Here is a 20996-nt window from a genome sequence, read left to right on the forward strand (position 1 = left end):
AACCTGCGGAGCTTCTCACCCGCCCGCGCCTAAGCAGCTTTGTGTATGTAATAAAAAAACCCGCTTTGGTGTTAACCTTAGCGGGTTCTTTGTATATGGCGGACGCGGGAGGATTCGAACCTCCGACCGCTCGGTTCGTAGCCGAGTACTCTATCCAGCTGAGCTACGCGTCCTGAGTATTGCAAAATAGTAGCACTTTATCCGGCACTGTGCTGTGTGCTTTTTTCAGATGGCGGACGCGGGAGGATTCGAACCTCCGACCGCTCGGTTCGTAGCCGAGTACTCTATCCAGCTGAGCTACGCGTCCAATCTGAAAAAACTGGCGGAGATGGAGGGATTCGAACCCTCGATAGAGTTTCCCCTATACACCCTTAGCAGGGGTGCGCCTTCAGCCACTCGGCCACATCTCCGCGCTGTGTTGCGGCGTGTATATTAATGTCTCAGGAAAATAAGTCAAACAATTTTTGGAACTGAAAAGTGCGTTTGCCGACCTTTTAAGCAATTCGCCGGGATTAAGTCATAAAACGTACAAAAACGGCACAAATGGTCAGCAAGTCGCGGTAAAAACGTGGAAATTAGTCGTCTTCACCATAAGTTGAATCAGCAGAGCCTTTTTCGGCCTGGATGCGCATGTAGATCTCTTCACGATGCACCGATACCTCTTTAGGTGCATTCACCCCGATACGGACCTGGTTGCCTTTCACACCCAGCACCGTCACGGTAACTTCATCACCGATCATCAGTGTCTCACCAACACGACGAGTAAGAATTAGCATTCGTTTGCTCCTTTATCCTTCAATCCAGCGCCAGCGACACCGGTATACACTAAAGCGCCGTATCATAACTCAGCTGCTTGGCTGATTAAAAGTCAGGCGTTTAAATAAATGGCCGTTAATACCGGCAAATTTGCCGCAAAACGCTGCTAGTGTAGCATTCTGCTGCCTGTTGCCGGTAAATACGCGATATTCCACCCGCCCGGCACGGCAAAGTGCGCTGTAATGTTACGCCCCTGGCTTACAGAGCGATCAGCCAGCTGGCAGACAACGCCTGCCACACTGGCTGATATAAGCAGTTTAGCTTAGTTTACTGCTGATATGCGTTTTTGCTTCTGTTAACACCGCTGACAAGGCGGCAATATCAGTGCCTCCCGCCTGCGCCATATCTGGCCGGCCACCACCTTTACCGCCTAATTTACCGGCGGCCCAGCCAACTAACTGCCCCGCATGCACCTTAGCGGTCAGATCGTCGGTTACACCGGCAATAAGACTGATTTTGTCATCATTCACGGTGGCCAGCAGCACAACACCAGTGCTGAGTTTGTTTTTCAGCTCATCCAATGTGGTACGCAATGCTTTGGGTTCAGTGGCAGGCAACTGCGCCACCAATACGGTAGCACCGCCATGCTGCTCGGCTTGCTCCAGTAAGGAGGCACCGGCCTGACTGGCCAGCTTGGCTTTTAACTGCTCAATGTCTTTTTCCAGCTGCTTGCTGCGCTCCAGCGCCTGCTGCACCCGCTCAGCGATGCTCATTACATCGCCTTTCAGTGCGGCGGCGACGCTTTGCGCCTGCTGCTCCAGTTGCTGGATAAAACTGATGGCACCGGCGCCGCTAACCGCTTCAATACGGCGTACCCCCGAGGCGATACCGCCTTCAGAGACAATTTTAAACAGGCCGATATCGCCGGTGCGGCTCACATGGGTGCCGCCACACAGTTCGATGGAGAAATCACCCATCGACAGTACCCGTACTTCGTCATCGTACTTTTCACCAAACAGCGCCATAGCACCGGCCGCTTTGGCTTGCTCAATTGGCATCAAACGGGTGTCTAAGACGTTGTTTTGCTGAATTTGCTCGTTAACCAGCAGCTCTATCTGGCGCAGCTGGTCAGCTTTTACCGCCTCAAAATGGCTAAAGTCAAAACGCAGCCGCTCCGGCCCAACCAAAGAGCCTTTTTGCGTCACATGCTCGCCCAGCACCTTGCGCAGTGCCGCATGCAACAAATGGGTAGCAGAGTGGTTTTGCTTAATGGCTGCGCGGCGGGCGCTGTCGATCTGCGCATCCACTTTATCGCCCAGCTTAAGCGTGCCTTGCAGGCGGCCTTTGTGGGCAAAGGCTTTGCCCAGCTTAATAGTGTCTTCAACCACAAACACAGCACCACTGGCCAGTGTTAAGCTGCCGGTATCGCCGACCTGACCGCCAGACTCGGCATAAAACGGCGTTTTATCTAAAATCAGCAGCGCTTCTGCCCCATCGTCAAGCGTTGTCACGGCCTGGCCCTGCTGCAGAATTTCGACCACAGTGGCATTACCAAATTCATGCTGGTAACCGGTAAACTCGGTGTGCTGGCTTGAGCTTAACTGGGCGTTGTAGTCGGTGCCAAAGTTAGACGCCTGCTGCGCTCTTTTACGCTGCTCGGCCATGGCAGCATCAAAGCCGGCCTGGTCAATACTCAGGTTACGCTCGCGCGCCACGTCGTTGGTTAAATCAACCGGGAAGCCATAGGTGTCATACAGCTTAAATACCAGCTCGCCGGGCAGTACAGTGCCGTCTAAAACCGCCAGCGCCTCTTCTAAAATCGTCAGGCCACGCTCCAGCGTTTTGCCAAACTGCTCTTCTTCCAGTTTCAGGATTTTTTCCACTACCGCCTGCTTGGCAGCCAGCTCTGGGTACGCCTCGCCCATTTGCGCCACTAAGGCCGGCACCAACTTGTAGAAGAAGGCGCCCCTGGCACCCAGTTTGTTACCATGGCGCACCGCACGGCGCACTATACGGCGCAGCACATAGCCACGGCCTTCGTTCGACGGTTGCACGCCATCGACAATTAAAAAGGCACAGCTGCGGATATGATCGGCGACCACGCGCAGCGATTTATCGGTTAAATCGGTCGCGCCGGTGGCGTCAGCCGCGGCTTTGATCAGTGCAACAAAGGTATCAATTTCGTAGTTGCTGTGTACATGCTGCAAAATGGCGGCAATACGCTCCAGCCCCATGCCGGTGTCGACGCTGGGTTTGGGCAGTTTTTCCATCCGGCCATCACTGTGGCGGTTAAACTGCATAAACACGATGTTCCAAATCTCGATGTAGCGATCGCCATCTTCTTCCGCTGAGCCCGGTGGGCCGCCCCAGATATGCGCGCCGTGATCATAGAAAATCTCGGTGCAAGGACCACAAGGGCCAGTGTCGCCCATCGCCCAGAAGTTGTCCGACGCATAAGGCGCGCCTTTGTTATCACCAATGCGGATAATACGCTCGGCCGGCACCCCTATGCTGTCTTTCCAGATGTGGTAGGCTTCATCATCAGTTTGGTACACTGTTACCCAGAGTTTTTCTTTGGGTAGCTTGACGACTTCGGTTAAAAACTCCCAGGCATAGGCGATAGCGTGTTGCTTAAAGTAATCGCCAAAGCTGAAGTTACCCAGCATTTCAAAGAAGGTGTGGTGACGCGCAGTGTAGCCGACGTTTTCCAAATCGTTATGCTTACCACCGGCCCGCACACAGCGCTGGGCTGACACAGCCCGGTTGTAGCTGCGTGGGTCCTGGCCTAAAAATACGTCTTTAAACTGCACCATGCCGGCATTGGTGAATAACAAGGTGGCATCGTTACCCGGAATGAGCGAACTGCTGGGCACCACCTGATGCTGCTTACTGGCAAAAAAGTCTAAAAAAGCACGCCTGATACTGGCCGATGTCATAGTCATGAAGAAATCCTGTCCGCTTGGGTGTTACTCAGTTTGATTAATGGCAAATTCGATCTGTTCACTGCTAAAGCCACGGCGCTGTAAATAGGCCATCCGCTTTACCTTGTCTTTATAGTCTGTCACGGCGCTTAAACCGTATTTTTTCAGGTATTGCTGGCGCGCTAACGCAAACCAGTCCAGCTCCAGTTCGCTGGCGCAGTCCAGCACCTGCTGGCGGCTAATTTGCTGCTGCCGGCATTCCTGAATAATGTATGCCAGGCCGTAGCCTTTATTGGCGCGGCTGCGCAGCAGCATTTGCACAAAACGCTGCTGGTTTAAATAATTCTGCGCTTTACACCAGTCAAGCACCTGTTGTACCGGCGCCGGTTCGCCGCCAATACGCTGCAGCCGGGTTTTCAGCTGCGCCTCGCTATAGTCGCGCCGGCTTAACCAGTTTAAGGCCGCTTGCTTTAGTGTGCTGATGTCAGGCGCAGTCACACTCACACTTCCAGCACACCGTCATCGGTGCTTTTTACCTGCAGGGCAAAAAACTCATTAAAGGATAAAAAGAACGCGATGTGCAGTAATGGTAATACCACGATTAAGCCGATAAACAAGGTTGGCATGGTAAGCATAATCAGCCCCAGACTCAAGAGGCTGTATAATGCCAGCGGCGTTATATTGCGCCAGCAGGCCACCAGACTGGCCTGCATCACCACCAACACACTATGTTGTTGCAGAAAGTACGCCACCGCTATGGTGTAGGCAAACGCCATCTTGCTGACAGTAAACCAGACCGCAAACATCAGCGCCAGTGACATACTGAAATCGCCGGCCTCAGCCTGCTCTGTCATCGCGGCGTACATAAACACCAGTGGTAAAGAAGCCACCAGCTCGGCCAAGGCTAAGCGGATAAACACCACCCGATACTGCGGCTCTTTAAACACCTGATACAGGCCAGTCACGCTGATTTGTTTACCCTGCTGCAGTGTCACCACCGTTTTGTATATGCCAGCGGTAAGAAAAGGCATCAGCAAGGCAACAATAAAACTGCTAATCGGTGGCAGCAGCATACTCAGCAGCAGGAAGCCAAGCATATGCAGATAGATAAATAACCAGACAAGAGGCGCCTGCATAAAAATAGCCCAGGCTTGTTTTAGCCAGCCCAAGGCGGCCTGCGCTGGTGCCCGGCGGATAATCAGTTTTAACTTAAACGCTTTATTCACAACCACTCCGGCTAAAATAACGACAACAGACCAGGGCCTGCTCTTTTGCGCCGCTATGATACTGCAAAAGCGTTGAAATTAAGAGAGCGTCTGTTAACGCCTTATTGTGCTGTGGCAGCAGTATGCTCAAGCTCGGTCAAAATGGCCGTTTGGCCGACCTGCTTTAGCTGCCAGCGGATAAAGCGCGCATCTACCTGCACGGTGCGGCCGGTTTGCGCCTGATACTGCCAGCCTGACAACAGGTTGGCCGGCACCGCGCCGAACATCACACCCACCAGCTCGCCCTGCTGATTAAAGCTAATGCCTGAGGGGTTACTATGACAGCTGTCGTTACTGGCTAAAAAGTTAACCGCGATGGCTGGCGTTGCTTCAGTGACCTGCGCCTGGCCCTGACGGCGTTGCCAGGCCGCCAAGCTACTAAAAGGCTGATACCAGACCGCATCGGCCGGGGCAAAACCGCTGATCCGGCCCAGGCTAATGCGCAAACTGCCGTTAGCATCGGCATAGCTGGCAATATTGTGTGCTTCGTTATAGGCCAGCACCACTTCCATCGCGGCGGCTCTGGCCTGCTCCAGTTGCAACGCCAGCTGTTGGCGCTGTGCGGCCAGTTGCTCAAGTGCCGGCGCCAGCGCAACGGTGAAACTGAGCAGCGGATCCTGGCTTTGCACAAAATCACTGGCTGGCCGGCCCAGCCAATACTGGCGCATCTGGGCGCGGGTTAAACCGGTGCCGCGATAGATGGCGGATAATTTGTGTTTAACAATTTCACGGTTAAAGCCATCGTTTAAGGCAAAGTACTGATCCAGCGCTGCCACGCGCAGCGCCGAGGGTAAGCTGGCGTACTGGCCAAGAAAATGCAGCGCCAGCTCCATGTCGACTCTGGCATCAAATTGCTGCTCAAAGGCAGCAAGCCTTGGCGAAAACTGGCTGGCCGCTTGTGCCCGTTCGTTATCCGGCAGCTGTGCCAGCTGATATAACTCACGTGCCAACGCCGGTAAACGGGCGTACTGCAAATAGTCCAGCACCAGATCTCTGAGCGCCAGTTGCTGCTGTTGCCCCAGCAGCGATTCCAGCTGTTGCAGCGCAGGCCCGTACAGCTGCTGACGCACCGGGCTGCTGCTTATCCACTGTGCTAAAGCCTGCTGTGCTGCCTGTTTATCGTTATACAGAGTACTGCGATGGTACTGCTGCAGCCGCGCCTGCTGTCGCTCAAATTGATGTTGCACCTGCGTAAGCAAAGCGCCGTAACGCAGCGAACGCTCTGAGCCTGCGGGCACCAGTTCACGTAGTAGCTGTAGCATTTGCTGCTGATACGTAAGCGCCTGCGGGTACCAGCTGTCAAACTGAAATTTCAGCTCACTGGCCGGGCGGTAACGCCGGGTTTGGCCGACAAACAAGGCTGTCAGTATTAACTGTTGCTCACTCAACGCGGTGTCACTTAACCGGGCAAAACGGCTTTGCAGCGGCTGATGCGCCGCGTTATAGGCCAAACTTTGGCCCTGGTCATCGGCATAGACCCGCAGCAAGACATAATTAGCCGCATAACGCGGCCAGCCACTGCTGTTGTCGTCAGTCGCTGCCGGTGGCAGATAGACTAAGCGGACATCCGCCAGCCGCCGGTATTGCTCTAAGCGGTACTGCAAGCCATGATGCTCTGCCACCAGCTGGCAGCGGATATCAGCAGCGCTCTCGCAGTCGCTCAAAAGGGTGGTTTTAAGCTGCGCCAGCCGCGCGGCTTTATCCTCTGCATCGGTTGCCACGCCAAGCGCGCGCTGCACCTGGCTGCTAACATCGCGGCTTTGCAGTAGCAGCTTGGCCGTTAGCCCTGTTAGCGGCTGCTCAGCGGCGCGGTTGCTGTTATTTAGCCCGGCTGCAGCGTCTTGCGGTAAATAATCCGCCACACAATCGGCGCTGGTGAGCAGCAGGCCGCTGGCCGAGACAAAAGCGCCACTGCAACGCCCCAGCCGCACCACCGTCTGATTAAGTTGTGGCAGTGGTAAGCCATTGGCGCGCTCCTGCGCGGTCAGGTTTAACTGCGCCAGCAGCGGGCTGTTGGCATCTAACTGCTGGGGTAACCAAAAACCTTCATCAGCCTGGCTGTGGGCACTGCCCAGCAGCGCTATGCCCAGGGCGTAACCGGCAATTTTGTTCATAACATTCGGTAGTTTTACACATTGCGCCGAGGCTAACACAATGCCCGGGCGCTTTGGCAAACGTTGCGGCAAAGTGCAAATATATGCGGTAACTCTCAGCGCTAAGCAAGCCGCTGCGATAAAAACGCTGGTCAGATCTTGATATCTGGCAGTGACGCCGCATAATACTGCCTCGGCTGTTATGGGGTGACTATGGAAAACTTTATTGAAAAACTGATGTATGCGTCGCGCTGGATCATGGCGCCGATTTATCTGGGCCTGAGCCTGGCGTTACTGGCGCTGGGGGTAAAATTTTTTCAGGAAGTGTTCCATATCATGCCGGTGATTTTCAGCATGAAAGAGGTGGAGCTTATTCTGGTGGTGCTGTCACTGATTGATATCGCGCTGGTCGGCGGCTTAATCGTGATGGTAATGTTCTCCGGCTATGAAAACTTTGTCTCACGGCTGGATTTAGAGGGTAACGATGACAAACTGAGCTGGCTGGGCAAACTGGACTCCGGTTCGCTGAAAAACAAGGTTGCTGCCTCTATCGTCGCCATCTCTTCTATTCACCTGTTAAAGGTGTTTATGAACACCGAAATCATCGCCAACGACAAAATTATGTGGTATTTGCTTATCCACATCACCTTTGTGCTGTCGGCCTTTGCTATGGGCTACCTTGATAAGGTACTGCGCAAATAATTTTCTTCCGGCCAGGCTACTGCGCCAGTCGCAGCCTGTGCCGGTACAACTGTGCCAACAGGAGGTTAGCATAGTGAATACGTTACTGCTCCGCCTTGCTGTGCTCTGGCTTATCTGCCTGTGCGCCCCTGTTTTAGCACTGGGCCAACACGGCACCCCCCTGCTGGCTAACTTTAAACCGAAAGATTATAACGGCGGCACCCAGAACTGGGCTGTGGTGCAAGACCAGCGTGGCCTGCTGTATGTTGGCAATAACGTCGGTGTGCTGGAATATGACGGTGCCAGCTGGCGCATGATCCCCACCCGCAATAAAGCCGTGGTGCGCTCCCTGGCACCGGCGGCTGACGGGCGCATTTATGTTGGCTCAAAAGGTGAAATTGGTTATCTGGACACCAGCAGCAGTACCGGCAGCCAGTATGTTTCCTTATTGGCACGCATTCCCGAGCATTACCGCCAGTTTCAGGATGTACGGCAAACCTTTGCTACCGACCGTGGCGTGTATTTTATCAGCCGTGATTATATCTTCTGGTTAACCGGGGATGATGTACAGGTCTGGACCACTAACAGCGCCTTTCATAAAGCGTTTTGGCTAAATAACCGGCTAATAGTGCGCGAAGAAGGTACTGGCCTGCTGGAACTGACGGCCGGCAGTTTTACCCTGCTGCCGGGCTCTGAGCTTTTTGCCAGCACCAGTGTCTTTATGCTGGAGCAATATGACAGCGATACCTTATTGGCGGGCAGCCGTGAAGGCCAGCTGTTTTTGCTTACCGCTGAGGGGGCAACGCGCTGGCATACCAATATTGACGCGCAATTGGCGCAGGCAACCCTGTATACCGGCCTCAGACTGCAAAACGGTGACTTTGCCCTGGGCACCAGCCAGGATGGTCTGTTTATCCTACAGCCGGATGGCAAATTAAAAAGCCATATTAACAGCCAGTACGGCCTGGTCGATCAGAATGTGCGCGCGCTGTACCAGGACCACCAGCAAGGCATCTGGCTGGCGCTGGATCATGGTTTAAGCCGTATCGATCTGGCCTCTGCCCTTACTTACTACAATAGCGCTAATGGCTTGCAGGGCAATGTGCTGGCGCTGTATCAACATCAGGGCCAACTCTACGCTGGCACCAGCCTGGGGCTCTTTGTGAAAAATGCCGCTAACCGTTTTGATGCTGTGACAGCCGTGCAAAAACAAACCTGGGATTTTATGCAGTTTGACGAGCAGTTACTGCTGGCAAACAGCAATGGTGTCTACCAGCTGCAACAAGGGCAGCTGAATCTGGTGCGCCCATCGATGCTGGCCAGTAAGGTATTATATCGCTCAAGGCTAACACCAGAGCGGGTTTATATTGGCCTGCAGGATGGCCTGGCCAGCATGCGCTGGGCCGACGGCCACTGGCTGGACGAAGGCCGGGTGCCCGGTGTTAGTGGTAACCTCAACAGCATTTTAGAAACTGACCAGGGCGAGCTGTGGTTAGGCACCCTGGCGCACGGGGTTTACCGTTTGCAACTGCCGGCAAACTGGCCCGGCGGTGACACCCTGCCGCTACCGGTACAGCGCTTTGCGAAAGCCGAGGGCTTACCCAGCAATAACCGCAATACGGTGCACTGGCACAATGGCCAGTTGCTGTTGGCCACCGTGGCTGGTTTTTACCGGTTTAACGCTGCAGACGAAGTATTCTACCCCGATGCTGCCATGGCGCAGGCGTTCGGCCCCAGCCAGCCCTGGGTGCGTTATCCGCAAGCCGACGCCGACAATAACCTGTGGTTACTGACCTGGGATAACGACAACGGCAGCCGCCGCGCCGGTGTGTTGTATGTCGACCAAAGCGGCCTGTACCGCTGGCATGCCGCAGCGCTGGCGCCCCTGCAGGATATTCCGCTGGATACGGTACTGATTGACGAGCAACAGGTGATCTGGTTTGGTGGCGCCGAAGGGATTTTTCGTTTTGCCCCCGCTGAACACCGCCAGCTGGCCCCGAAACCGCCGTTGCTGCGCCAGCTCAGAGCCCTGGATGGCCGGCTGTTTTATCAGGGTGGTGCCCTGCCATCACGCCTGACCCTGCCTGCAGCCGACAACAGCCTGCGCTTTGACTATGCCAGCGCCAACTTCAGCCATGTCTTCGGTATGCAGTTTCAGGTAAAGCTGATTGGCTACGACACCCAGTGGTCTGCCTGGAGCAACGAGCTGTACCGCGACTACACTAATCTGGCGGCCGGCGATTATCAGTTTATGGTGCGAAGCCGCGACCAACAGGGTAACGAGCAACTGTCAACACCGCTGAATATCCATATTGCCCATGCCTGGTATGCCAGCCCGCTGGCCTATCTGGCCTATCTGCTGGCACTTTGCGCCCTGTTGTACCTGCTACTTAAATGGCGCACCCGCCAGTTATTAGCCGAAAAGCAGTTATTAACCGCACAGGTACAACAACGCACCGCGCACCTGCAGCACACCATGCAACAGCTGCAACACGCCAAGCAGGCGGCCGAGTCGGCCACTGCGGCTAAAAGTGAGTTTCTGGCCAATATGAGCCATGAACTGCGCACACCGCTTAATGCTGTGCTGGGCTTTGCCGAGCTGGCACAGCGCAGCAACGACTATGCCAGCCAGCAAAGTTATTTAGCGAAGATCCGCGCGGCGGGTAAAATTTTGCTGAGTGTAATCAATGACATTTTAGATTTCTCCAAGATAGAAGCCGGCAAACTGGTACTGGATGTGGCGCCATTTTCGCCACAAGAGATGCTGACTCAGGTAACAGATATGTTCAGTGCCCAGTTAGAGCAAAAAGGCCTGGCTTTTACCCTGCAAGTTGATGGCGAGCTGCCCGCACAGCTGACTGGCGATGCGCTGCGTTTATCGCAGGTACTGATTAACCTGTTAGGCAATGCGGTTAAGTTTACCGAAAAAGGCCGTGTCGGGCTTCGGCTGCAGGCACAAAGCCGCAACGGCGTATGCCAGCTTAGTTTTGCCATCAGTGACACCGGCATTGGCATCAGTGCAGCACAGCAGCAGCAACTTTTTGTTGCCTTTAGCCAGGCCGACAGCTCTATCAGCCGCAAATACGGCGGCACTGGGCTGGGGCTGGCCATTTGTCAGCGCTTGTTACAGCTGATGCACAGTGAGCTGAGTGTACAAAGCCAGCCCGGAGTCGGCACCGTGTTCAGCTTTAGCCTGCAACTGCCATTGGCAACGCCGGCACCGCATCAGGATGAGGTGAAGCCCAGCCCATATTTAACCAGCAGCACTGAAACAACCAGTACTGCCAGCAGCTGCATTTTGCTGGTAGAAGATAACTACTTTAACCAGACGCTGGCGGTGATTTTACTGAAAAAACTAGGCTATCAGGTACTGACCGCAGACAGTGCTGAGCAAGCCCTTGACCTGTTAGCAACACAGCCGGTTGCGCTGGTACTGTTGGATATTGAACTGCCCGGCATGGATGGTTATGCCTGCTGTCGGGCGATAAGGCAGCAGAGCGCGCTGGCAACACTGCCGGTCATCGCCATGACAGCACATCAGACAGACACAGTGCGCCAGCAGTGCGAGGATGCCGGCATTAATGACTTAGTCACCAAGCCAATAGATACGCAGCTGCTGGCCGACAAACTGGTATTGTGGTTAAAGCACGGCTGAACCGGCCGCGCTAAGGTGTGTTAGCCGGCTCTGGCGTCTGCTCGGGGCAATAAAAGCGGTTCGGTAGCTGTTGGTTAACCTGCAAAAAGTGCGTTAACTGTAGCTGCTGATACCAGTTGTCCAGCAACACGCTAAGCAGGGCTTTATCAAAACTGCGCTGCAATACCGGATCGCGAAATGCTGCCCGGTACAAGGTAGAGCCAAACAGCGGGTGAATACTCACTTCAACCGGCTCTGCCGCATTTTTCATATGATAGGTAAAGATATTACGGTCCAGCACAACCACCTGGGTGCGGCCAAACAACAGCATATCCACCTGGGCGCGCTGATCGACTGTTTCATGATATGCCGGGTTTTGCGCCATAGTGTCGCGGTAATCTGGCCCCAATACCTTAGTGGCGCCCTGAAAGGCAATAACAGTCTTACCCGCCAGATCGGCCGGGTGCTGCAGCGTCAGCTCATCACGCCGGCGGCTGACCGCAATGTTCTGATAACGGATATAAGGCTGGGAGAAAAACAAGCCGGGCTCATCCGGTTCATTCGGCTGCAAGGTGGCAATATCGCCATTGCCGCTTTCCAGTAAACCACGGATCCGTGAATTAGGCACAAACACAAACACCGCTTCATGCCCCATGCGACGCACCACTTCGCGTAGCAGCTCTATCTCATAGCCACTGACATTTTCCAGCCGGATATAGGGCGGTTTATTTTGCCCCACCAGCACATTAAGCGGTGCCGCCAGCGCCTGCAGCGCCAATGCCAGCGTCAACACTGGCCCCAACACGAAGAAAACCCACCTGACCATCACACGCTCCGGCACCCGCTTATTGCATTAAGTGTAGATGGTTTTACCTGAGTACAGCGCTATAATACAAGCGTTTTGCTATAGCAGGAACACAAATCTTTACACTATAACAATCACTTAGCCAAACAGTGCCATCAATTAGCCAATTAGCTTAAGTTCGGCGCCAGCCAGCTTTCAGCCTCGGCTTGGCTCCAGCCTTTTTTCGCTGCGTAGTCGCTTAGCTGATCCTCACCTATTTTGCTGACGGCAAAATACTTGCTGTCCGGGTGAGCAAAGTACCAACCACTTACCGCTGCGCCCGGCCACATGGCGTAGCTTTCGGTAAGCTTAATGCCGGTTTTTGCCTCCACATCCAGCAGCTGCCACAAGGTGCCTTTTTCAGTGTGCTCCGGGCAGGCCGGATAGCCCGGTGCCGGCCGGATGCCCTGATACAGCTCACGAATAAGCTGCTCGTTATCCAGGCTTTCATCGGCGGCATAGCCCCAGTATTCACGCCGCACTTTTAAATGCAGGTATTCGGCTAAGGCTTCGGCTAAGCGGTCGGCCAGCGCTTTTACCATAATGCTGTTGTAGTCATCATGCTCGGCGGCAAATTTGGCGGCAAATTCATCAGCGCCAAAGCCGGTACTCACGGCAAAGCCGCCGATATAGTCTTTAACGCCGCTGTCCACCGGCGCAATAAAATCGGCCAGACTACAATTGGGCGCGTTGTTTCTCAGTTGCAGCTGCTGACGCAGGTTATACAGCCGGGCTTTTTCCTGTGTCCGCGCGTCGTCGCTGTAAACAATAATATCTTCCCCCAAGCTGTTGGCCGGGAATAAACCAAACACCGCCTTGCCTTTGACATGGCCACCGTTAATCATGGTATCCAGCATCGCATTGGCATCTTTAAACAGCTTACGTGCCTCTATGCCCACTTCAGCGTGGTTTAATATCGCCGGATATTTGCCGGATAATTGCCAGGTTAAAAAGAACGGCGTCCAGTCGATATAATCGCGCAAAATATTGAGATCAACGTCCTGCCACAGCTGCACGCCGGGCTGTTTTGGTGCCGGCGCCACTTTGCTTAAATCAAGCTGGAATTTATTCGCTTTGGCCTCAGTAAAACTAAGCAGCTTTTCACCGGGGCGGCTACGCGCATGTTGCTCACGCGCCACCACATATTCCTGCTTAATGCGGGCTAAGTAGCCGGCTTTGCTGTCTTTACCAATTAACGCCTGCACCACCGACACACTGCGCGAGGCATTGGGTACATAGACCACACCATGCTGATAATGCGGCTCAATTTTTACCGCCGTATGGGCTTTAGAAGTGGTGGCACCGCCTATCAGCAGCGGCTGGGTAAAGCCTAAGCGGGTCATTTCTTTCGCCACATGCACCATTTCATCCAGTGACGGCGTGATCAGGCCGGATAAACCGATAACATCGACATTCTGCTCTTTGGCAACGCGCAAAAGCTCAGCACAGGGCACCATGACGCCCAGGTCAATCACTTCAAAGTTATTACACTGCAGCACCACGCCGACAATGTTTTTGCCGATATCGTGCACATCGCCCTTTACCGTGGCCAACAGCACCTTGCCCTGCGCCTGACCGCCTTCTTTTTCCTGCTCGATAAAAGGCTGCAAATAGGCGACCGCCTTTTTCATTACCCGGGCTGATTTTACTACCTGTGGCAAAAACATCTTACCTTCGCCGAACAAGTCGCCGACCACATTCATGCCGTCCATCAGCGGGCCTTCAATCACATGCAGCGGTTTTTCCGCCTGCTGCCGCGCTTCTTCGGTGTCGATATCAATAAAGTCGGTAATGCCTTTAACCAGGGCATGCTCTAAGCGTTTATTCACCGGCAGGCTGCGCCAGGCATCGTCCTGCTTTTCCGCCACACTGCCATCGCCTTTAAACTGGGCAGCAATCTCCAGCAAACGCTCGGTCGCATCGTCCCGCCGGTTTAAAATCACATCTTCGACCCGCTCGCGCAGCAAGTCAGGAATATCGTCATATACGGTAAGCTGGCCGGCATTAACAATGCCCATATCCATGCCGGCGGCAATGGCATGGTATAAAAATACTGAGTGAATGGCTTCGCGCACCGCATCATTGCCGCGAAACGAGAATGACACATTAGAGACACCGCCGGAGATTTTCGCATGCGGGCACAGCCGCTTTATCTCGCGGGTAGCTTCAATAAAATCGACCGCGTAGTTGTTGTGCTGTTCAATACCGGTGGCCACCGCAAAGATATTCGGGTCAAAAATAATATCTTCAGGCGGAAAACCAACTTGCTCTGTCAGTAACTTATAAGCACGCACGCAAATTTCGACTTTACGCGCCTTGGTATCGGCCTGGCCCTGCTCGTCAAACGCCATCACCACCACAGCTGCGCCATAACGGCGCAGTAAGCGGGCTTGTTGTAAAAACGGCGCTTCGCCCTCTTTTAGCGAGATAGAATTGACCACCGCCTTGCCCTGAATGCACTTAAGCGCGGCTTCAATCACCTCCCATTTCGACGAGTCGACCATAATTGGCACCCGCGAAATATCCGGCTCGGACGCTAATAACTGCAAATAACGCACCATGGCGGCTTTGCTGTCCAGCATCGCCTCGTCCATATTGATGTCGATAATTTGCGCGCCGTTTTCGACCTGCTGGCGCGCCACATCAAGCGCGGCTTCAAAATCGCCGTTTAAGATCAGCTTTTTAAATCTGGCCGAGCCGGTAACGTTAGTCCGCTCGCCAACATTGATAAATCGGGCCTGTTGCTGCATTACCACTCCAGAGAAAAGGCTTCAAGGCCGGCTAAATGAAAACTATGGCTGGGCGCTTTCGGCTGGCGTGGCGGCGCATCTTTTACCGCATCAAAGATGGCTTTAATATGCTCTGGCGTGGTGCCGCAGCAGCCGCCGACAATATTTAAAAAGCCCTGCCTGGCCCAATCGCTAATCTCTGAGGCCATCTCGGTGGCGCCTAAATCATATTCGCCAAATTCATTCGGCAGGCCGGCATTAGGATGCACCGACACATAGGCTTCTGACACACCGGATAATGTTTCAACATAAGGTCGCAGCAAATCCGGGCCCAACGCGCAGTTCAGGCCAAAACACACCGGCTCTACATGGGCCAGGCTATGATAAAAGGCTTCAGTAGTCTGGCCCGACAAGGTACGGCCGGAGGCGTCGGTAATGGTGCCGGAGATCATCACCGGCAGCTTAAAACCCACCTCATCAAATACCTGCAGCACAGCAAAAGCGGCGGCTTTGGCGTTTAGCGTATCAAAGATGGTTTCCAGCATAATAATGTCAGCACCGCCGTCAATTAAGGCACGGGTCGACTCGGTATAGGCTGCGACCAGCTCATCAAAGCTGACATTACGAAAGCCAGGGTCATTCACATCCGGCGATATCGACGCAGTGCGGTTGGTGGGCCCGAGCACGCCGGCAACAAAGCGTGGTTTGTGCGGCTCAAGTTTGGTTACTTCATCACAGACTTTACGCGCCAGCGCCGCCGCTTCACGGTTAATCCGTGCCGACAAGCCTTCCATCTGGTAATCGGCCATCGCTATAGTGGTGGCATTAAAGCTGTTGGTTTCAACAATATCAGCGCCAGCCAGCAAATACTGGCGGTGAATATCAGCAATTAAATCCGGCTGGGTCAGTACCAGCAAATCGTTATTGCCTTTGACATCACAGGGCCAGTTGGCAAATTCACTGCCGCGATAATCGGCTTCTTCCAGCCGGTGCTGCTGGATCATGGTGCCCATGGCGCCATCAAGAATAAAAATGCGCTCAGATAACAACTTACGAAAATGGTCCGGCGTCAGTCTTGCAGTCATAAAATGCTCTTTAGGTTGCCCAAGGGTTTAGGCGCTTTGGCCAATCTGGCTCAGTTCAAACGGCGTGGCCTGATACACATAGTAGTTCAGCCAGTTACTAAATAATAAAAACGCATGGCTTTGCCACAGTTTTTGCGGCCCCTGCAGCGGGTCGTTATTACGGTAATAGTTTTCCGGCAGTTTGGGGTTCAGCCCGGCAGCAAGATCGCGCTGATATTCCTCATCTAAGGTCGTTAAATCATACTCCGGGTGGCCGGTGACAAACACCCGGCTGCCGCTGCTGTTTTGCAGCAGATAAGCGCCGGTGACATCGGCCTCGGCCAGGATATGTAAATCATCATGCTGCTGGTATTTTTGCTTTGGCACCTGGGCATAGCGCGAGTGCGGCACGAGAAATTCATCATCAAAGCCGCGCACCAGCGGGCATAAAGGCTGGGTTACCTGCTGCCAATACACGCCGGACAGTTTCTCACCGCGGATCTCACGCTGCAAGCCATAATACTGATACAGCGCCGCATGCGCGGCCCAGCATAAAAACAAGGTCGAGGTCACGTTATGATCGGCCCAGCGCAAAATATCACCAAACTGCGCCCAGTAAGTCACATCTTCATAATCTACCAGCCCCAGCGGCGCGCCGGTAATAATCAGGCCATCATACTTTTGCTGCTGCACTTCAGAGAAATAGCGGTAAAAGCAGTTTAAATGGCTCGGCGGCGTGTTTTTACTGACATGATCGTCAATGCGCAGCAAATCGACATCGACCTGCAGCGGGCTATTGGCCAGCAAACGCAGCAGCTGAATTTCAGTGGCGATTTTATTTGGCATTAAATTTAAAATAGCGATTTTCAGCGGCCGGATATCCTGCGACTGCGCCCGGCTTTCGGTCATCACAAACACATTTTCCGCCGACAGCGCTTCTACCGCCGGCAACTGATCGATCACTTTAATAGGCATAGCCATATCCGGTTAACGTACATAGCGGCTACTTTGCGCAAAACCACCATCAAAGTCAACTTCTATACGTTTAGATGGCCAAATAAAGCGGTATGACTGTCAGCCTGGCCGTACAGCTGCACTGGCAATTTTACGCTAAGCAGCTAGGCTTATCGGGCCGCTAATTCACTCAATCATGTTGATATGCCAGAAAAAACCAGCTCCCGCCTGATACAGAATTTCCGTTTTTACCTGCTGCTCAGCCTGTTTAGTACCTTATTCGGTATCCTGGCCCTGGCCTTTATGTGGTATCAGGCCGATAAAGCCTTTGTGCCTACTGAGCATCAGCTGTTAAACATGGACATGGCGCGGGAGAACTTAAAAGCCAAATTAGCGCTGGCCGGTAAAGAGCAGATCCCAGCCTGTGCCCAGGTGGCAACCGGCGTCTATTTGCAGTCGCTGAACTTTCATTCGGCCAATGATGTGCATATCAGTGGTTATATCTGGCAAAAAGTGCCGATAGCACCCGACTGCCCGGTGCAGGCCAAAGCCGGCTTTTACTTTCCTGAAGCGGTAGAAGGCGCCAATGAGCTGCGCAAAAAGTACGAATATGTACAGGGCAACGAAACCCTGCACGGCTGGATTTTCGAAACCACCGTGCGCCAGCCGTTTGATTACAGTAAGTACCCGCTGGATCATCAAACCGTGTGGCTGCGCATTTTATCCAATGACTTTGATGGCTACAGCACATTAGTCCCCGACCTTGATGCCTACCCCGACACCGGCATTAAAAGCTATTTTGGCCTGGATACCGATATCGTGCTCGGCGACTGGCTGATAGACGAGACCTTTTTCGATTATAAAACCGCCACCTATCACACTAACTTTGGCTACCAGACGCCGACGACAGAGCATAACCCCGAGCTGCATTTTAACGTGGTGCTTAAACGCAAATTTATTAATGCCTTTGTGGTAAACCTGATCCCGATGTTTACCGTCGCCGCGCTGCTGTTTGCCGTGCTGATGACGATAAGCCGCAAACGCAGCACCCTGGCCTTTAATGGTTTTTCTATTATGGCGGTGGTAGGCACTATATCGGCGCTGTTTTTTGTGGTGATTTTATCGCACGTCACTACCCGCACTAAGTTTCCGGCGCAGAGTATTGTCTATATCGAGTATTTCTACCTGCTGCTGTATATCGCGATGATCTTAGTGGTGCTGTGCAGCTTTATCTTTAACGCGCCGGTAAATGTGCAGCGCAAACTGGTAATGCACGATTTTATGCTACCCAAGCTAATCTACTGGCCCAGCCTGCTACTGGCGATGGTAGCTATCAGCTACTGGGCGCTGTTTTGATGCCGACTAAATAACTGCCCATGCTGTGTTAGACGGGTTAACCCGTATTTGTCCCATGCTTAAGTTATAGCTGTACCTATAAGTTGTTGTATGTTTTAAAGAAGCGGTGTAGTGTTTTGTACATTAAATTTACAAAGGTTGGTTGCCCTGTGTTTAACTGCGGGTCGACCCGCCGAATAAGCGTTAAGTGACAAGGAGATATTATGGATAGTTCAATAGCGTTTTCTGTAAATGACGGAGCATTTTGGCTCTCCATCATAGTCGGAATATTCGGAGTCATAATAGTCGCAGGGGTAATCTGGTTTGGCCGAGAAATATTCACCAAATCACTCTGGGATCATTATCGTCATATCGACCACCTTTTACATGAGCTGATCCATCGAAGCTCTAATCACAATGCTGCCAACGAATTAAAAGCGGTAGTTGATTCTTATGCCGATCATAGAGAACGTAGAAACGAGTTTTGGAGCCTCTATGGGCAAATAGTATTAGCAATATTCATAGTGGTAATACTGGCAATATTATTGATTACCAAAACCATCAGTGCAGAAGCGGGGTTGCCTATACTATCTGCTGTTTCTGGGTTTGCAATTGCAAAGGGTATTAATTCTGGCAAAGGATCCGGCTCTACTATTGATCCAAATAACAACGAGCCACGCGGCTAATGTCACTTAACACATATAAGCCTTCCCGGAGTCAATAGGTACGGCTCTTCTGGCCGCGTTAGCGGCCAGGCTGTCGTCCATCAGCAAGATAGACTGCTTCATCTGTCATTATGGGGCTAATCAGCTACTGGGCGTTGTTTTAACAACTAAAGCAATGCCAGCCAAGCATTACTAATAAAAATGCGATACTTGCAGCGATGATAAAACCTGCAATATCGGCTCCGGTTCTACTCATCTTGCCCGTTATAAAAAAGAAGTTTTTCGACTCAAACCTCATACGTTTTTGCTCCTAAGAATAATTACGTGTAATGCAACAGCTTTGGGTTGTACTTTTGGCTTCGCATTGCTCTTTGATTAGAAGTCACTATTTTTCAGCAGATGTTGGCCAAGGGTGAATTAAAGTATTTTGCTAAAATCATGGCTTTTGCTTGCACGGCTACATCCGCTACATACTTGGACGTGTTGCTACAACATTACCGTTCTTTTAATACGCGCATACGCGAAAAAGCCGGGCAGTTGCTCCGGCTTTTATCCACAGTTATCTGTAAGTAGACGATTGCAATGCTAAACAGCGCGGTATAACAGCCTGTCAAATCCACAGTGTCAAAATCCTGCGATTAGTTTCTTCTTTTAACCGACCTTCACAACACCAAAATAAATTCGAGCCACCTTCAGGGCATAATTTAAACCTAAAAATATAAAGCTTCTTGTTCATTGCGCAAAAAAATGTCAAATTATTAATTATTTTTTTACAATTAAGCGGGCAACATTAGAGGCAAAACATGCATACACCAATCGAGTTTTATGTAAAATTACCAGCAGATCTATTTCGTGGTGGCACACCGACAAAGCACAAGTTTGATTACCTTAGAACTATGCCACCAAGAAAAGAAGATCAAACTTATGACGTGAAAATTAACCCGGCAAGTGGAATGATTGACCATACCACTGGTGGGTTAAGTATGTTTAATGCGCCAAACTATGGCTTCGGTCAAGACTGGTGGGTTATCCCGGCAGGTACCAAACTGCCACCTGAGTTCACGCTGTCTAAAGACCTGACCGACGGCAAATTCAGAGGCCATTACACAATTAGAGCCCTTGTCGATATGCACGAATCTACTTGGAAGAAAAAGCTGTCTGAGTGGGCAGACAAACATGCAGTGCATATTAATCAATTTAAAAAGGTAGTAAACAATGTTTAGCGTAATGGAACTCAGGCTTATCAGAACCTCCGTCAAAAAAACTATGGCTGATTTGCTTAAACGTAAGGCTATCCTTGATCCAGAGTCCGACGACGCAGTCGAAATAGCGAATGATTTGATGGTGTATCAAAATGTACTGGAGAAAATTAATGATCGGGAAGATGTTTAGTTTTATTGCCCGATAGCGGACTCCGGGAGGCCAATGGGTGACATCTTTTCTCTCAAGGCTTTCTCCGTCCCTGAGGCGAGCTAAATTCGTGGGCTCCCTCAGCCGCCGTCCCCTTTGCTGGTTTTACTCTGATTCCATCGGTCCTTTCATAAAGAGATCAGCTTTATGATTCATACCTACTGGAAATGAGGTTCTTGAAATCCAATAGTCTGACTGTAGTTCTTCGAGAGGTGCTGCCGACAAATTTTTACTGAAAATCTCAATCCCTTTTTCGATGATTTTATTTTCTATGTCTATTTTAGAATTGCTAAATAATTCCACTCCCTGCTGCGGGATATTTAAAAGCAATATTTGAGTTTTTTCATTTTCCTTCTGAATATCCAGGACTTTAAACAGTGATCCTGATTGAATCACTGCGTGCCCCAATTCCGAATCAGGGTTTAACCTGGAAAGGTCTCGCCAATTCGATGAAGCGATTAAGTATCTACAGTTTTTAACCATTCCACCTATTTTATAGCTCACATCAGTAAAAGCCTTCTCCTCCAGAATTTGACCAGCCTGATATTGAGAAATATATTTTTCGTCTAAGTCTAAGTCCCGGCAGAAAAAAACCAGATTGCCAAAGGTGGCATTCATAATCGGTTGTATTTCTTCGCTTTTCAT

General features: G+C 52.0%; 15 protein-coding genes and 3 tRNA genes. 5 read left to right on the forward strand and 13 right to left on the reverse strand.

Annotated features, from left to right (window positions below):
* Positions 1–96: 96 nt before the first annotated feature.
* From RNAN_RS11875 to RNAN_RS11910, 8 genes are all read right to left on the reverse strand, one after another.
* Positions 97–173 (reverse strand) — tRNA-Arg (locus RNAN_RS11875).
* Positions 174–230: 57 nt separating this feature from the next.
* Positions 231–307, reverse strand: a tRNA-Arg gene (locus tag RNAN_RS11880).
* Positions 308–320: 13 nt separating this feature from the next.
* Positions 321–410 (reverse strand) — tRNA-Ser (locus tag RNAN_RS11885).
* Between the two features lie 165 nt (positions 411–575).
* Positions 576–776, reverse strand: a complete 201-nt coding sequence (gene csrA / locus RNAN_RS11890) for a carbon storage regulator CsrA (RefSeq protein WP_008222063.1) — start codon at positions 774–776, stop codon at positions 576–578.
* A gap of 297 nt (positions 777–1073) precedes the next feature.
* A complete protein-coding gene (alaS, locus tag RNAN_RS11895) occupies positions 1074–3692 on the reverse strand; it encodes an alanine--tRNA ligase (protein WP_439645781.1) in 2619 nt (872 codons plus the stop codon).
* Between the two features lie 30 nt (positions 3693–3722).
* Positions 3723–4175: a regulatory protein RecX gene (locus RNAN_RS11900; protein WP_148275724.1), complete on the reverse strand. Its 453-nt coding sequence runs from the start codon at positions 4173–4175 to the stop codon at positions 3723–3725.
* Positions 4176–4177: 2 nt separating this feature from the next.
* Entirely contained in the window at positions 4178–4903 is a 726-nt protein-coding gene (locus RNAN_RS11905; RefSeq protein WP_008222073.1) for a DUF2189 domain-containing protein, read from the reverse strand.
* Positions 4904–5004: 101 nt separating this feature from the next.
* The gene (locus tag RNAN_RS11910) at positions 5005–7056 is read right to left on the reverse strand and encodes a S46 family peptidase (RefSeq protein ID WP_148275725.1); all 2052 of its coding nucleotides are present in this window, start codon (positions 7054–7056) and stop codon (positions 5005–5007) included.
* 192 nt (positions 7057–7248) lie between these two features.
* On the opposite strand from RNAN_RS11910, the gene RNAN_RS11915 reads away from it, so the two are divergent.
* Both RNAN_RS11915 and RNAN_RS11920 read left to right on the forward strand, forming a co-directional pair.
* Positions 7249–7737, forward strand: coding sequence for a TIGR00645 family protein (locus RNAN_RS11915; RefSeq protein ID WP_008222077.1), 489 nt, complete (start codon positions 7249–7251; stop codon positions 7735–7737).
* A 73-nt stretch (positions 7738–7810) separates the two neighbouring features.
* The gene (locus RNAN_RS11920) at positions 7811–11371 is read left to right on the forward strand and encodes a hybrid sensor histidine kinase/response regulator (protein WP_008222079.1); all 3561 of its coding nucleotides are present in this window, start codon (positions 7811–7813) and stop codon (positions 11369–11371) included.
* A 10-nt stretch (positions 11372–11381) separates the two neighbouring features.
* Here the strand turns inward: RNAN_RS11920 and RNAN_RS11925 are convergent, their stop codons facing one another.
* The 4 genes from RNAN_RS11925 to metA form a co-directional block, all read right to left on the reverse strand.
* Positions 11382–12176: a substrate-binding periplasmic protein gene (locus RNAN_RS11925; protein WP_148275726.1), complete on the reverse strand. Its 795-nt coding sequence runs from the start codon at positions 12174–12176 to the stop codon at positions 11382–11384.
* Positions 12177–12322: 146 nt separating this feature from the next.
* The gene (gene metH / locus RNAN_RS11930) at positions 12323–14944 is read right to left on the reverse strand and encodes a methionine synthase (RefSeq protein ID WP_008222081.1); all 2622 of its coding nucleotides are present in this window, start codon (positions 14942–14944) and stop codon (positions 12323–12325) included.
* Positions 14944–16008: a homocysteine S-methyltransferase family protein gene (locus tag RNAN_RS19575; protein ID WP_008222082.1), complete on the reverse strand. Its 1065-nt coding sequence runs from the start codon at positions 16006–16008 to the stop codon at positions 14944–14946. The genes metH and RNAN_RS19575 overlap by 1 nt, the downstream gene beginning before the upstream one ends.
* A 27-nt stretch (positions 16009–16035) precedes the next feature.
* Complete coding sequence (gene metA, locus RNAN_RS11940) at positions 16036–16962, reverse strand: homoserine O-acetyltransferase MetA (protein ID WP_008222083.1); 927 nt, start codon at positions 16960–16962, stop codon at positions 16036–16038.
* 183 nt (positions 16963–17145) lie between these two features.
* On the opposite strand from metA, the gene RNAN_RS11945 reads away from it, so the two are divergent.
* The 3 genes from RNAN_RS11945 to RNAN_RS11955 all read left to right on the forward strand — a co-directional run bounded on the left by RNAN_RS11945 (position 17146) and on the right by RNAN_RS11955 (position 20164).
* Positions 17146–18297: a ligand-gated ion channel gene (locus tag RNAN_RS11945; protein ID WP_008222084.1), complete on the forward strand. Its 1152-nt coding sequence runs from the start codon at positions 17146–17148 to the stop codon at positions 18295–18297.
* A 203-nt stretch (positions 18298–18500) separates the two neighbouring features.
* Positions 18501–18962: a hypothetical protein gene (locus tag RNAN_RS11950; protein WP_040552064.1), complete on the forward strand. Its 462-nt coding sequence runs from the start codon at positions 18501–18503 to the stop codon at positions 18960–18962.
* Between the two features lie 782 nt (positions 18963–19744).
* Positions 19745–20164 (forward strand): Tse2 family ADP-ribosyltransferase toxin, encoded by a 420-nt coding sequence (locus RNAN_RS11955; RefSeq protein WP_008222089.1) that lies wholly within the window; start codon positions 19745–19747, stop codon positions 20162–20164.
* 292 nt (positions 20165–20456) lie between these two features.
* On the opposite strand, the gene RNAN_RS11960 is transcribed toward RNAN_RS11955, so the two are convergent.
* Positions 20457–20996, reverse strand: coding sequence for a hypothetical protein (locus RNAN_RS11960; protein ID WP_040552065.1), 540 nt, complete (start codon positions 20994–20996; stop codon positions 20457–20459).

Origin of the sequence: Rheinheimera nanhaiensis E407-8 (assembly GCF_000296695.1) — a bacterium.
Lineage (GTDB): Bacteria > Pseudomonadota > Gammaproteobacteria > Enterobacterales > Alteromonadaceae > Alishewanella > Alishewanella nanhaiensis.